Genomic DNA, 15,120 nt, shown 5'->3' with positions numbered 1-15,120 from the left:
CTGATGCAAATATTGTTGCATCGATATCTATTATCTGGGACGAACCGGATTCGCCGATTTCAGAAATCGTCACAAATAACCGTTTAAGCAGATATATTTACCCGAATTTTTCTAAAAAAATTGGAAAAAATCATCAAAAATTTGCCAAAAAATTATAAAATAATTAAAAAAACAGCAGACAGAAACGCCGGTTCTTATATTTTTTTAAACTCAGGCTCTCAGGCATATTTCTCATCAGGGAAAGGAAATTAAAAGCTGTTTCAGGGATGCTTGCCCATCCCTGAAGCAGCCTGTCTTTCTGTCAGGTACTGATATGGGATTTTTAACGAGCTCATCAAATGCAATATGAATAATTTTAAAAAATGGACTGATTAGTACCTGACAATAAGATAGGCACCCTTAGGGATGGACAAGCATCCCTAAGGCCGCTTTTTATAGCTCCCCACCCGTAAATAAACCCAATGGCACTTCATTGCAAGAATCTGGCAAAAAAATCTGCAATATACCTAACAATATGACAAGCACCCTTAGGGATGGACGAGCATCCCTAAGGCCGCTTTATTTTAATTATTAATATCATAATACCAATTAATTATTTTGAAGAAATACGCCATCAGTGCTCTTAATATTTAAAAAAAATTAAGATGCTTCTTTCTTGGCACTCCTTTCTTCAGACATCTTATTTGCAATTTTCTCAACATCTTCATTCTTAATTTCTTCAGCCCGGCCCCCAAAGTAAAATCCAATGATTGTAGTAAAGGCACCTGTCAGAATAGTAAGAGTACTTTTTAATAATTCTTCAGATTCACCTGAGATTATAAAGTAAATAATTGTAGTCCCAATAACAAAAATCACTGATGACATTACAGTAAATCTGGTCAGACCTTTTCTTTGAGGAAGTTCTTTTGTTAATTCCTGAGATATCTCAAGCTTTAACCTTTGTAACTCCAAATAAGGGCTATTTAATTCGTTATCCTGCAAATTTCTGTCATCATAAACTTTTTTCAGCTCTTCAGGATACTTTTCTTCAATATCACCAAATGTTTTAATTAAATTACTTCTTAATCTGCAAAGTACAACCGTATTCACCATAAAAGGCAATACAATTACAATTATAAGAAAAATAATCATAATCATGAATAATAATAAATCAGTAGCCACTTTTCTCCCCCAATTAAATGACCCATATATACGTGCAGAGAGATATACTTTAGGTCTGAATATAACTTTGAAATAATAACCCTGATTCTCTAGAAATAACAGAAATTCCTCTAAAGTTCAATCTCTCTGATTTTATTCTATAAAAAACAAAAAAACAAATACCCCAGCACCCGTAAATAAACCCAATGGCACTTCATCGCAAAAATCCGACTGAAAATAAACCCAAAAACCAGACAAAAATAATCCTGACAATGGGACTTGTGCTGATTCTTCTTACAGCCGTTGCACTGGCAGGATGCACAGATCAAAAGGACACTCAGAACACCCCGACAGATACCAACATTCGGCAATCAGAGGAGTTCAAATTTGAAATTGACCAGATAATCTCAAAGGATGATTATGAATTCTCGTCATGGGGAATGATGGCGGTTGATACAAATTCAGGCAAAGTTCTGCTCTCCATGAATGAAGACGAACTCTTTACTCCCGGCTCGACCACTAAAGTTTTCACAACCGCATCAGCACTTGAAACTTTAGGAAAGGACTACAGATTTAAGACTCCTGTCTATTATAAGGATAATAATCTGGTTCTTGTCGCATCCGGCGATCTCGCAATGGGAGGCCGTGGTGCTGATACCGGAGTACTTGAATACACATCCGAAGATCATGTCGATGCCGGAGCATTCGGAAAATGCATACTTGTCGATGCAGACCCTTTATCCGGCCTTAACTCTCTTGCAGAGCAGGTGCATGACGCAGGAATCACAACAGTTTCGGATGTCGCTATCGATGCACGTCTCTTTGAAAAGACAAAGCTTGAAGATCACGCTCTGCTGACCCCGATTGTAATCAACGATAATCTGATTGATGTAACAATCACCCCGGGAATTGTGGGCGCTGCACCAAAAGTTGACTGGCGGCCGAAATCATCCGCATACACGGTCAAAAACAATATCATAACAGGAAAAGCCGGAACGGAAATGTCAGTTGTGGTACCCGATTATACAGGGCAGTCAGTAATCGGGATAACAGGCACAATTCCCGCAGACTCAAAACCTGTAACCCTTACATCACTTGTAATGGTTCCGGAAGAATTTGCAAGAAGTCTTTTCATCGACGCACTAAAAAATGCAGGAGTCACAGTCAAATCAGATTCCGGTGGCAAAAATCCTGAAGACATTCTTCCTGCAAAAGATTCATACAGCGACTACAAAAAGACCGCAGAACTGATATCCCCGCCTTTCTCGGAATATGCAAAAGTAACGCTGAAGGTAAGCCAGAATCTCTATGCAAACTGCATGCTGGGAATAATCGCTGCACACGAAGGATACGATATCATTGATGCAGGCCTCTATCTCGAAGGAGACTTTTTGAAATCCGCAGGTGTTAACCTTGACAGTCTCTTCCTTGCAGACGGAGAGGGAAGCACTGCAAACAGAATAAGTCCGCTTGCCGCAACATCACTTACAAAATACATCGCAGGTACAGACAATTATCAGATTTTAAAGGATTCAATGCCAATTCTGGGAGTTGACGGCACACTTGCATCCGGTGCAGAGAAAGGTGATCCCGGATACGGCGTAATTCATGCAAAGACAGGAACATCGGTTGCAGGCGATATGAAAGGCGAAATTTTCGCTTATGCCCGTGGACTCCTCGGGTATATGACAACAGAGAATGGAAACGATATAACATTCGTAATCTATGTGAACAATGTACCGGGAATTAAATCAATAAACGATTTATCAGGCATTGTAAATGACGTAACTGACATATCAGTCCTGATGTATCAGTACCTCTGAAAAAACATTCATTAAAAACCAGACAAAAATTCTTTTTTAAAAATGTTTCAGCCGTTTTTTTATGAAATAAAAATCTCCGCCCGAATTATAATAATGTGTGGAGAACGAATAAATTAAAAAGAGGAATAATTCCTGTAAACACAAAAACGCCATTAGTTCCGGATATTTATGGAATCCTGTATATCGGTTCCTTCACCTGTTTCTGAATCTTTTTTCTCTTCCTTCTGCTATTCTGCATCCGATGCCAGATATGTTCCTCCTCTTCTGCCAGAAGGTGCCCGAAATCTTCAAGATGCTCTCTTTCAATGGCATTCCAGTTCAACTGCGCCTTAGATACCTGTCCGGCTATTTTCTGCCTTCTAAATATTATCCCCTGACTTCTGGTTTCTCTGCTCTCTTTCATATGACAGCCCCCTTTATGTAATCTAGGAGAAACTTATCCGATATATACCTTATGCAGGACGAAATGGACAGTTTAAGCAGATATTCAACATAATACACTGTTGAAAACACAATGGTCATAAACCGTATGTTGGTTTATAGAGCAAATGATCGCAAAAAAATCCCTCTTAGAAGTGTCCGCATTTCCTCTGTTACAAAAAGGGAGAAAAGTCATATCCTAAAATAAAAGAAAATCTTAGTTTTTTTAAACATCTGTCAGTTATTTACTCTGTTTTTTTGAATACACCAATGCACCGTCCACAGGGCATACCTCCATACATCGTCCGCACATGTAGCACTCCGACTTGTTATCACCAGCTTTAGCCTCATCAACAGGACAGACTTTCTCACATTTCCCACATTCAATACATTTGTCCGTTCTTCTGAATTTATAGACTCCCGGAGCTGATGCAAGCGATAAAATCACGCCGTATGGACATATGAACCTGCAGAAAGGCCTGTACACAAATAACGATGCAATAAGAAATGCAAGGAATATGAAAAACGATATCGAAGCAACATTCAGGTAAAAAAAGTCCCTGACTCCCAGAAGACCAAGAAGATTTAGAGAGAAAAACAGGCCGGATATCAAAAATACCAAAAATACCCCCCCCCTGAAAGGAACAGAATATTTTTTCGCAGATTTGCCTGCTTTTTTAACAGGAGCCAGTGATATCATCTCCTGTAAAACCCCCACAGGACAGATATTTCCGCAGAAAACACGGCCAAAAAGAAAGCTTATCAGAACAAAGAATGAAAGACCGATTATTACAACAACAGCCGGCCCTCCAAAGGATGACATATTTCTGAGAATCAGAGTCTGAAACTGATATGGCGCTACCGGACCAAAAACAGTAAATCCAAATATTGCCGATAGTATCAAAAACAGATATCCGATTTTTCGGGTCATCCTGCCGGTTTTCCAGAGAGCAATAATAAGAATTAATGCAAAAAACCCATACAGAAATCCTGAAACCTGAGGAATATATTTTACAACCAGAATAACACCTTCATTAAAAGAGCAGATTGGCGATAACAAAGATAAATTTTTCCACCATATGATTTTTTAAATCAGATAACGGGATTATCTCTCATATTTCTTCATCGTTGTTAAATCAGGATAAATTCTTGCCTTCCCGTTTGCCATCATTTTGCCCTTCACAGTCCTTAATTTATCAAGTGCAATAAGGTCATTGCTGCTCCCGTAGCATAGCGAAATCTCATCCTTTATACTCTCCTTTGACGGAATTGCGCCTTTGAAGTTGAGAATGAAATCAATCTCCTTTCTCGGCACATCAGAATTCTCCTCATATCTCTCAAATACTATATCCAGATTAAAACCTCCTCACTTGCCCTTCTTAGAAAAAAACCTAAAACCCTTCTTTGAGATCATGCCGCCGGATGTAAACATAGGCCCTCCGGCACTTCTTACATCCTCTATCGTATAGAAAGCGTTTGGATTGTTACTTTTTACATGCTTTAACGCACGGGGTATATCCTTTCTTTTCACAACCGTAAATATCAGGCTGACACTGCCATACTGGCCAAGGGCATCTACTGCCGTAGTCCGAAATCCGTCCTCCTTCAACTGACTGATCAGAGTTGTCGCGTCATACTGGGTTATTATTCTGATGACCGAAATACCCATGGCCATCCTCTCCTCAATCAATATTCCCACATAATTTCCGAAGGCAAAACCGAGTGCATATGCAAAAAATGCAATTCCAAGACTCCCGTCCTTTAAGACCTGACTTATTGCAATCAGCCATATGCTTATCTCAAAAAAGCCGACAACAGGTGCCAGATACTTAAGGCCTCTCGATATGAAGATAATCCTCATCGTTCCGAAAGTGACGTCTGCAACCCTTGCAAAAAAGATCAGTAACGGGATAAAAAGATAATTTATCAAAACAGGATCAATCATTGGCATCTCTCAATAAATTTTGGTTTCTAATCCTCAGTCACCATTGCTGAAAATGATTTTGATCAGTACAGATATTTCAAAAATGCATTCAAATACGTTTTATTTGCTAAATCAGACCACACAATAGAACCAGATCACAGTTTGGGGGAGCAATTCAAAGAGTAATAAGCTTATTGTAAATAGAGAATCAAAGTGGTCAATAGAAGATACAATTCTGCAAAAGTGGGGGGAGGAAGGACACAATGAAAGTAAATAGAGAAAGTGAAAAATGCAGAAACATAGCAGATGTTGTCAAAAACCATAATTTCACAAAACTCCTTGATTTTTCAAAAGACCAGATATTATATGTATTAAAGCTTGCAAAAGAGCTTAAATCAGCCAAATACAACCGTAATGAAATAAAATATCTCGAAGGAAAAGAGATAGCATTAATCTTTGAAAAGCCTTCGACAAGAACACGTTGTGCATTTGAGGTTGCAGCATACGACCAGGGAGCACATGTTACCAATCTCGGACCGGAAGGGACACAAATCGGGCATAAAGAATCAATTAAGGACACCGGGCGGGTTTTGGGAAGACTTTATGATGCGATAGAATTCAGGGGATTTTCACAGGAAAATGTTGAAACTTTGGCAAAATATGCCGGAGTTCCGGTATACAACGGACTAACAGATGAATTTCATCCGACACAGTTTCTTGCCGACATCCTGACAATGACGGAGCACTCCAAAAAGAAACCCGAAGATATCAGATTCTGCTATATTGGCGACTGTAAAAACAACGTTGGAAACTCGCTTATGATAGGGGCAGTCAAACTCGGAATGGACATAAGAATCTGCGGACCTGAGAGTCTTATGCCAAAGGCGGATTTTGTGGATGTTTGCAGGACAATTGCAGAAGATTCCGGCGCAAAACTGACGATAACAGACGATGTTAAAACCGGAGTTGCCGGAGCGGATTTTATCTACACCGATGTCTGGGTCTCGATGGGAGAAGCGGATGAAGTCTGGGACGAAAGAATAAAACTTCTTCTTCCGTATCAGGTGAACATGAATACGATAAAGGCCGCAGAAAACCCGGATGTGAAATTTATGCACTGTCTTCCGGCTTTTCACAATACTGAAACAGGAGTCGGAAAGCAGATTTTTGAGAGATACGGTCTGGAGGCACTGGAAGTAACAGACGAGGTTTTTGAGTCGGAATACTCCATTGTGTTTGATCAGGCAGAGAACAGGATGCACACAATAAAGGCATTAATGGTCGCAACACTTGCAGACTTTGATCCGTGCAGGTGAGAAAAACAGGAATAATTTATGAAGATTGTTGTGGCTCTCGGAGGAAACGCTCTTTTAAAGCGAAAAGAGCCTCTTTCTGTTGAAAATCAAAGAAAGAATATAAGAACCGCAGCAGCCGCCCTTGCCCCTCTTGCAGAAAAACATGAACTGATATTATCTCACGGAAACGGACCGCAGGTTGGCCTTCTGGCCCTTCAGTCAGCCTGCTACAATGAAAAAGAGGCATATCCTCTTGACGTGCTCGGCGCTGAAAGTGAGGGCATGATAGGATATATGATAGAACAGGAGCTTGGAAACCTTCTGCCTCCACAGACTCCGATTGCAACAATTCTCACAATGGTCGAGGTAGCATCCGATGACCCCGCCTTCAAAAACCCTGAAAAATTTATAGGGCCTGTATACTCAGAAGAAGACTCCAAGAGAATTAAAACGGAAAAAGGCTGGACTTTCAAAAAAGACGGGGAATTTATGAGAAGAGTAGTCCCGTCACCAAAACCCCTCCGCATATTTGAGATAAAGCCGATAAAATGGCTTGCAGAAAAAGGAACTGTTGTGATATGTGCCGGAGGAGGAGGAATCCCGACTGTATTTGAAGATGAATCAGAAAAAACCTTAAAAGGTGTTGAGGCCGTAATCGACAAAGACCTCGCAGCAGGGCTTCTGGCTCTTGAAACCGGCGCTGATCTCTTCATAATGGCTACAGATATAGATGGCGTTTACCTGAAATTCGGAGAGGATAATGCAGTCAAAATCAAAAATACAACTCCAAAAGAGCTGAAAAATCATATTTTTCCGGCAGGGTCAATGGGTCCCAAGGTAGAGGCTGCATGCAGATTTGTAGAGATTACCGGTAATCGTTGTGCAATCGGATCACTTGAGGATATTGGAAATATCGTAAACGGCACTGCAGGAACAAATATTACCCCCGGAAGTGACTAAAATGGAGAAATTCGGAGTTTATTCAGAAGCAGGAAAATTAAGAAAAGTTCTTGTCCACAGACCCTGCCTGAGTCTGAGAAGACTGACACCAAAAAACCATGACGAACTTCTTTTTGACGATGTTCTCTGGGTAGATGAGGCTTCATGCGAGCATGATAACTTTACAAAAGTCTTAAGAGAAAACGGCGTAACTGTATATTATCTCCAGAATCTCCTAAAAGAAGCCATTTCATCAAAAACCGGTGCCAGGACAGAGATATTAAATGAACTTATAAATGATAAAACCGCAGGCGTTTCAATTGCAGACGGGCTGTATGAATATCTGCACAATATGGAGCCTGAGAGACTTTCAGTCCATCTTACAGGGGGCCTTACAATCCCGGAAGCCTGCGGTTTTGATATAAATAAACACATAAAACACTCACTTTTAGCCGCTTCATCCTCCAAAGATGATTTTTTAATTCCTCCTCTTCCAAACAGCCTCTACACCCGCGACACATCCTGCTGGATATACAAAGGTGTTACAATAAACCCGATGTTCTGGCCTGTCAGAAGACGCGAATCAGTAAACACCGCCGCTATTTATCGCCATCACCCCTTATTTTCCGGTGCTGATTTTGAGTACTGGTATCCCACATCAGGCGATACATGCAGGGAAGGCCAAAATCCTGAAAATTTCGGACTGTCATCGCTTGAAGGCGGTGATGTGATGCCGATTGGAAAAGAGACTGTACTTATCGGAATGAGCGAGAGAACAAAGGCAAATATGATAGAATCTGTTGCAAAGACGCTGTTTGAAAAAAAATCGGCTGAAAGGATAATTGTATGCCGTATTACTCCTGAAAGAGCCCATATGCATCTTGACACTGTGTTTACAATGTTAAATGGGGATACCGCAACCGTATGCAAAGAAGTCCTTTCAGATGCTGACACTTTTAGTATAAGACCTTCGGAAAAAGAAGACATATTTGATATTGAAAAAGAGAACAGTCTTTATGAAGCCGTTTCGGATGCACTCGAAATAGGGAGGCTAAATCTCATCCCGACAGGCGGGGACAAATCTGAAGCACAAAGAGAACAGTGGGATGACGGGAACAATGTTCTTGCCCTTCGCCCCGGTGTCGTTGTTGCATATGAGAGAAACACCTGCACAAACAAAAACATGAGAGATGCCGGAATCGACGTTATCGAGATTAAAGGCGCCGAACTAGGACGGGGAAGGGGCGGTACCCACTGTATGACATGCCCCCTTTTAAGAGACAAAATATGAAATTGTCTTAATTTTTAAAATTATTTTAAACCGTTTAAATTGAGAATAAGTATATAAAATAAAAATACACAGACGGAGTAGTAAATCCGGAGAAGGTATCCTAAAATGCAATACAGAAAAGTCCCAAAAAACGGCGATGAGCTCTCCGCACTCGGTTTCGGGTGCATGCGTCTCCCCCAGAAGAACGGACGCATAGAAGAGGAGGAGGCCACAAAACAGATCAGACACGCAATTGATAACGGCATAAATTACTTTGATACCGCTGTTCCCTACCACCTTGGTGCAAGTGAACCCCTGCTCGGACGTGCACTCTCAGAAGGGTACCGGGAAAAGGTAAAAATTGCTACCAAACTCCCCCCGTGGTCTGTTAAAAAAAGGGAGGATATGGACAAAATTCTCTCTTCACAACTTGAAAAACTTCAGACTGACCATATAGACTATTATCTTATTCACAGTCTTGCAGGCGAATCATGGGAGAAGATGAAAAGTCTTGGCGTGGCTGAATTTTTAGATGACGCAAAAAATAGTGGCAGGATAATAAACGCAGGATTTTCGTTTCATGGGGATATCGACGATTTTAAGAAAATAGTGGACGAATATCCCTGGGATTTCTGCCAGATACAGTACAACTTCCTTGATGAAAAAAACCAGGCAGGAACAGAAGGACTCCTCTACGCCGGAGAAAGAGACCTTGCAGTAATCATAATGGAGCCGCTGCGGGGAGGAAATCTTGCGGGAGATATACCTGAAGATATTTCAGCCATATGGGATGAGGCTGAAATAAAAAGGACTCCTGCAGAATGGTCCTTTCGCTGGATACTAAACAAACCACAGGTTACAGTCGTTTTATCAGGGATGAATGAAATCGCCCACATTGATGAGAATATAAAAACTGCCGGCGAGGCATTGCCAGACTCCCTTACAGAAAAAGAGCTTGAACTGGTTGAAAGGGTTAGGGACGTCTATGCAAAAACTATGAAAATCGGATGCACAGGGTGCCGCTACTGCATGCCATGCCCTTACGGGGTCGATATTCCCGAATGCTTCTCGCTATACAACACATACCACATGTTTGGCAAAAAACCGATAGATAAATTCCACTACATCACCCGCCTCGGAGGTATTCTCGGAAATAAAAGCAATGCGGGAATGTGCAGAGACTGTGGAAAATGCAAAAAATCCTGTCCGCAAAACCTCGATATTCCTAATCTCCTAAAGGACGTATCAAATGAATTTGAGGGAATGACATTCGGCATAAAACTTGCCATATTTAAGACTCTTGCATCACTCCAGGGAAAAATTTCAGCCAGAAAAGGAAAAAAACGCTCCTGATACCCCGGGAACATCAAAAAATAAAATAAAAAAATTATTCAGGTCTTTCGGATTCATCCGAATATGACATCAGGTTAATCAGATAATTTGCAGCCGGATTTATATAGGTGGAATTTTCAAGAAACTCAGGAACCAGGGATAAAGGCTCAAAGTCATCAGCACCAAGCTCTTTTGTAACAAAACCCCTCATCTTCTCAAAAAGCCTTGAATTAAAACGCCTTTCATTTTTTAGAATCGGACTGTCACAGATAAGCGCCCTCTTTTCCGATATGTAATCCCAGTCAACATCCGGTTTTTCAAATGCTGCTTTGAGGGTTTCAACCCTGAGCCAGTCACTCCCGAAGGAATTCTGAATTGCCGACTTATGTGAGGAGAGGCAGTCAATCAAATTTTTAAAATCCAATATGAAAACATGATAACTTTCTTTAAACTCATCAAAAACCTTCTCGGCCTTCTCTTCGGCATCAGGAGGGTCTGATATCATTCCGAGAACGGATGTACCCATAAGCAGTGTAAGATTCTTTAAAAATCTGTCAAATGAAATTTCAGTCTTTGAGAGAAGAGCAAAAACCGAGTCATCATCTAATGGCTCCTGCGAAGGACCATAAAGCCTCTCGTGAACCATTCCGAAAAATGATGGCATGGCAGCAATTATTGAAAGAAAGGAGAGTATTCTCATCTTAACATCTATTGTGAACTCTTTCGGGTTAAATTTATCCCAAATGCCTCAGATTTTCGTTATGCCAAAGATTACAAAGGTTATTCACAGGTTACACAGGGAAAAGCTGAAAAACGTCACATCGCCACCATAAACCCATATACGGTTTATGGAGTTTTTTTGGCCGACCAACACAGATTCTAAAAAAGAGCACAAATATCGCAGGATATAAGAGATAACCAAGAATATTCCTGCTTTTTTCTTCATATCCGGGATAAGCAGAAGCCTGAAAAAACAGATGAATCAAAAGAATGAGGGATAAAACACAGATTAACTTTTATCACTACAATGATGAGACACTCAGGTCTTCACACTAACGGGAAATAACTTCATTTTCACAGTTAATTATTAATCATAACCAGTCAGAGAAGAGCATAGTTAATTCATTTAACTTTATCAAAAACCGGAGGGAGGAAAAATGAATCAGCGGGTGCTTGTAACAACATATGCAAAAAAGAACCTGTCAAACCTGCCGGAAGAAGTAAAAAATGAGTTTTTTAAAGAGTTTAAAAATTTCCATTATAAAATAAAAACAGAACCTGAAAAATTTATTCTCCCCGCAGCCTTTGAGAAGAATCAGAACAAAATTATAGTGACAGGCATGAATCAGAATGAGGATGTCGCCATATATTCCCTCAAATTAAACGGTTATAATGCACTGCTGACAATTCATGACGATATGACAATTATTCATGCGGTCGGGGAATTCTCAACAGACTGAAATTTTAAATAGCTGTAATATTAAAAAAACACAAAAAAAAGAATAAGAATTGATTTTTTTGATATTTTTACAGACCGGTTGCAATCACTTCATCATCACTCTTTTCAAGATAATCAGGATGAATCTCCTCTCTCGCAAATATTGTAATGATGAGAATTATTATGCCAAAGATCATTGCAACAAAGAATGCGAGATCAAAACCTGCCGATAATATTCCGGTTTTAATGGATGCAGGGGCACTCTGCGTAATTCCGCTATGCTTCGCAATATAGATTACCCCCTGAATAAATACCAGATTATAGATTGCAATCCCTATCGTCATAGGTGCAAACCTCTCAAGGCTGGTTAAACTTGAGACCATCCCCTGGTGCTTTTTGGAGACAGAATTCATAATCATGTTAAATGCCGGCGTAACCATGAGACCTACTCCCAATCCGATTAAAATAAGGCATAAAATTACGTAGCCAAGAGTTGTGTCTGAATGCAGATTGCTCATCAGATAATAGCCCACAGCTATCACAAATGCGGCTGCCATACACAGCAATCTCCCACCGGTCCGGTTAAACAAAATTCCGGCGATTAAACCTGCTATCATCATCGAAAACGAAAGCGTTGTCAGGATAAGACCTGCGGTTGAGGTATCATATCCCAGGACATACTCCAGATAGAACGGAAGAAGGTAGCTTATTCCTGCAAAACTGAAAAACGACAGAGTCACAACCAGATTTGTAAGCAAAAAGTTTCTGCTCTTAAAGAGTCGCAGCTCAAGAAGGGGATCTTTATGTCTGGTTTCATACCACAAAAATCCTCCAAGAAGAAGGACTGCGGCTACAAACGAAACAATTATCAGAGGATTTGTCCAGCCAAGCACCTGACCCTCCGATACACCAAACAGAAGGGCTGCAAGACCACCGAATATCAGAGCTGCGCCGTATTTATCAAAGCCGCTGAGATCTCCTTTTGATTCCATATGCGGAATAACCCTGCTTCCAAGGACAACGGCAAAGATTCCCACAGGCACATTTATGAAAAATATCCAGTGCCATGAGAGATACTGTGTAAGAATACCACCGACTGTCGGCCCCAAAGCCATACCAAGAGCTGCAAATGTCATGATTATTCCCATCGCCTTTCCTTTCTGCTCCATCGGTATAAGTGCGGCAATCATCGCAGGCCCGATTGCAGTTATCATCGCACCGCCTACTCCCTGAAAGGCCCTAAAGCCCACAAGCGAATAGAATGAATTTAAAAAATCCGGGACAAAACCGCAGGCAAAAGAACCTATGGTAAAAACAATAAAACCGGAGATGAAAACTCTCTTAAACCCGATTGCATCGGAGATTTTCCCAAATATCAGAAGACATCCGGCCATTACAAGAAGGTAGGATGTTGCAACCCAGCTTACCGAACTTGTGGAAACACCGAATGATTCCGATATCGTCGGAAGTGCTATATTTACTATCGTGCCGTCCAGAGACGACATAAACGTTGCAAGGGAAATTGATAAAACCAAAAGAAAGAAACTACTTTTTTTGGTATTATCCTTTGAAATCTGCATGATATTTACTGGAATTTCCGATAGTTAAAATCTTTTATATTAATGCGACATAATAAAAAACACTTAAAGAACCTCTCAAATGATTAAAAAAACAGGATAAAACAAAATTATATCAGAATCTTACCTTTCGGTATCGAAACATCTGAACAATTCTTTCATATTCATCGTCTGATAAACGGCGAACATAACTTTCTTCTTTCATAAACTATCACCCCCTGCTTTATGCAGAAAAACAGTCTCTTATTAGGGCTAAATAAAGAATACCCGAGAATTATTCAGATTCAGGCAATATTCCAAATTTTCCGGTAAAAAATAAAACAGGGATCTCTATGGCATAAAATGCCGGAGAACAATCTTTACTGAATTATATGTGGGCGTATTTTGCAGTAAATACGCCTTCAATCTTTATCATTTCATCAACAGCATCCTGGGGGACAGGAGAGTCAACATTTAATACCATTATAGCCTCTTCTCCCGGATTGTTCCTTCCAACCTGCATACCTGCAATGTTAATATTGTGCTGTCCTGTAATTGTTGCAAATTTGCCGATTACTCCGGGGACATCCTGATGCCGCGAGATTATTACATTGCCGCCAGGTGTCATATCTGTCATGTATTCGCCAATCTTTACAATTCTTGACTTCCCGGGCGATGAGACATTGCCGCTGACAGTTTCTGTCATTAAATCTGTTTTGATTGTTATTGTAATCAGATTGGTAAAGCCCAAAGATTCCTTTGCGAGAGTCTCTGAAACCTTAATTCCACGCTCTTTTGCAACGAAGTCGGCATTTACAAGATTTACAGGTGTCTGGAGAATAGGATCCAAAATGCCCTTCAGTGCAAGACGTGAGACATACCTGGTGCTCCTTCCAAAGTCTGCCGCCTTTCCGCCGTACTCAATATCAACCGACTCAATTCTTCCTTCAACAAGCTGTATCAGAAGTTTTCCCATCTTCTGCGCAAGAATTGCGTATGGCTCAATTCTTTCCTGCTGGTCAGGAGGAACCATCGGTGCATTTACAACAAACTTTGCTGATCCGCCTTTTAATACCTCAATGCACTGCTTTGCAACTGATACCGCAACATTCTGCTGTGCCTCAACAGTAGATGCGCCAAGGTGCGGTGTTGCGACTACCTGATCAAGTGTAATTATCTTTGAATTCGAAGGGGGCTCTTCCTCATATACATCAAGTGCCGCACCTGCTACCTTTCCTGCGACAATTGCGTCATACAATGCCTCTTCGTCTATTATACCACCACGTGCACAGTTAATTAAGCGTACGCCGGTCTTCATCGTTGCAATTGTATCCTTGTTTACAAGGTGTTTTGTCTCCTTGATCAGAGGTGTGTGGACTGTAATGAAGTCTGCAACAGGGAACAGCTGCTCCAGTGTCATTACCTCAACACCGAGCTCTTTTGCCCTTTCCACGTTGATATAAGGATCATATGCGACGACCTTCATCTCAAGGGCGTTTGCACGTTTTGCAAGCTCCTGTCCGATTCTGCCGAAACCTACGATTCCAAGAACCTTCTCGTTTAATTCAACACCCATAAATGCCGAGCGTTTCCACTCGCCTCTTTTTACAGACGCTGTAGCTTCCGGAATATTTCGTGCAAGAGATGCCATCATTGCAAGGGTGTGCTCACATGCCGCAAGGGTGTTTCCTGCCGGCGCGTTTGCAACAATTATTCCGCGCTTTGTTGCAGCATCCAGATCAATATTGTCCACACCTGCACCAGCACGGCCGACAAATTTGAGTTTTTCTGCTGCATCTATTACCTTTTCCGTTACCTGTGTACCGGATCTTACGAGAAGGCCGTCATATTCACCTATTATTTTGACGAGCTCATCCTCTGATAATCCGGTCTTTACATCGACTTCACAAAAATCGCGAAGTATATCCACTCCCTCTTCTGCAAGAGGGTCGCTTACAAGCACTTTATAGCTCACTTAAAAGT

The 15,120-nt window shown here is 40.9% G+C and carries 14 protein-coding genes; 6 read left to right on the top strand and 8 right to left on the bottom strand.

Annotated features, from left to right (window positions below):
- Positions 1 to 639 precede the first annotated feature (639 nt).
- Positions 640 to 1,161: a hypothetical protein gene (locus ACTB1O_RS11385; RefSeq protein WP_462995255.1), complete on the bottom strand. Its 522-nt coding sequence runs from the start codon at positions 1,159 to 1,161 to the stop codon at positions 640 to 642.
- Between the two features lie 185 nt (positions 1,162 to 1,346).
- Here ACTB1O_RS11385 and dacB point away from each other — a divergent pair, with 185 nt between their 5' ends.
- Entirely contained in the window at positions 1,347 to 2,963 is a 1,617-nt protein-coding gene (gene dacB / locus ACTB1O_RS11380; protein ID WP_462995254.1) for a D-alanyl-D-alanine carboxypeptidase/D-alanyl-D-alanine endopeptidase, read from the top strand.
- Positions 2,964 to 3,129: 166 nt separating this feature from the next.
- Here the strand turns inward: dacB and ACTB1O_RS11375 are convergent, their stop codons facing one another.
- From ACTB1O_RS11375 to ACTB1O_RS11360, 4 genes are all read right to left on the bottom strand, one after another.
- Entirely contained in the window at positions 3,130 to 3,366 is a 237-nt protein-coding gene (locus ACTB1O_RS11375; RefSeq protein WP_462995253.1) for a hypothetical protein, read from the bottom strand.
- 258 nt (positions 3,367 to 3,624) lie between these two features.
- Complete coding sequence (locus ACTB1O_RS11370; protein ID WP_462995252.1) at positions 3,625 to 4,443, bottom strand: 4Fe-4S binding protein; 819 nt, start codon at positions 4,441 to 4,443, stop codon at positions 3,625 to 3,627.
- A gap of 45 nt (positions 4,444 to 4,488) precedes the next feature.
- Complete coding sequence (locus ACTB1O_RS11365) at positions 4,489 to 4,731, bottom strand: eS24 family ribosomal protein (protein ID WP_462995257.1); 243 nt, start codon at positions 4,729 to 4,731, stop codon at positions 4,489 to 4,491.
- Between the two features lie 18 nt (positions 4,732 to 4,749).
- On the bottom strand, positions 4,750 to 5,334 hold the full coding sequence (locus ACTB1O_RS11360; RefSeq protein WP_462995251.1) for a DUF2179 domain-containing protein: 585 nt from the start codon (positions 5,332 to 5,334) through the stop codon (positions 4,750 to 4,752).
- 236 nt (positions 5,335 to 5,570) lie between these two features.
- Between ACTB1O_RS11360 and argF the strand changes: the two genes are divergently transcribed.
- The 4 genes from argF (at position 5,571) to ACTB1O_RS11340 (ending at position 10,164) form a co-directional block, all read left to right on the top strand.
- Positions 5,571 to 6,623: an ornithine carbamoyltransferase gene (argF, locus tag ACTB1O_RS11355; protein ID WP_462995250.1), complete on the top strand. Its 1,053-nt coding sequence runs from the start codon at positions 5,571 to 5,573 to the stop codon at positions 6,621 to 6,623.
- A gap of 18 nt (positions 6,624 to 6,641) precedes the next feature.
- Positions 6,642 to 7,562: a carbamate kinase gene (gene arcC, locus ACTB1O_RS11350; RefSeq protein ID WP_462995249.1), complete on the top strand. Its 921-nt coding sequence runs from the start codon at positions 6,642 to 6,644 to the stop codon at positions 7,560 to 7,562.
- A gap of 1 nt (position 7,563) precedes the next feature.
- Positions 7,564 to 8,832, top strand: a complete 1,269-nt coding sequence (locus tag ACTB1O_RS11345) for an arginine deiminase (protein ID WP_462995248.1) — start codon at positions 7,564 to 7,566, stop codon at positions 8,830 to 8,832.
- Between the two features lie 105 nt (positions 8,833 to 8,937).
- A complete protein-coding gene (locus tag ACTB1O_RS11340; protein ID WP_462995247.1) occupies positions 8,938 to 10,164 on the top strand; it encodes an aldo/keto reductase in 1,227 nt (408 codons plus the stop codon).
- A gap of 34 nt (positions 10,165 to 10,198) precedes the next feature.
- On the opposite strand, the gene ACTB1O_RS11335 is transcribed toward ACTB1O_RS11340, so the two are convergent.
- Positions 10,199 to 10,843: a hypothetical protein gene (locus tag ACTB1O_RS11335; RefSeq protein WP_462995246.1), complete on the bottom strand. Its 645-nt coding sequence runs from the start codon at positions 10,841 to 10,843 to the stop codon at positions 10,199 to 10,201.
- Between the two features lie 457 nt (positions 10,844 to 11,300).
- Here ACTB1O_RS11335 and ACTB1O_RS11330 point away from each other — a divergent pair, with 457 nt between their 5' ends.
- On the top strand, positions 11,301 to 11,603 hold the full coding sequence (locus tag ACTB1O_RS11330) for a hypothetical protein (RefSeq protein WP_462995245.1): 303 nt from the start codon (positions 11,301 to 11,303) through the stop codon (positions 11,601 to 11,603).
- A 67-nt stretch (positions 11,604 to 11,670) separates the two neighbouring features.
- Here the strand turns inward: ACTB1O_RS11330 and ACTB1O_RS11325 are convergent, their stop codons facing one another.
- Together ACTB1O_RS11325 and serA are read right to left on the bottom strand one after the other, a co-directional pair.
- Entirely contained in the window at positions 11,671 to 13,161 is a 1,491-nt protein-coding gene (locus tag ACTB1O_RS11325) for an MFS transporter (RefSeq protein ID WP_462995244.1), read from the bottom strand.
- Between the two features lie 364 nt (positions 13,162 to 13,525).
- Complete coding sequence (gene serA, locus ACTB1O_RS11320; RefSeq protein ID WP_462995243.1) at positions 13,526 to 15,112, bottom strand: phosphoglycerate dehydrogenase; 1,587 nt, start codon at positions 15,110 to 15,112, stop codon at positions 13,526 to 13,528.
- Positions 15,113 to 15,120 lie beyond the last annotated feature (8 nt).

Source organism: Methanomicrobium sp., assembly GCF_055145805.1.
This window is presented reverse-complemented; position numbering and strand designations above follow the sequence as displayed.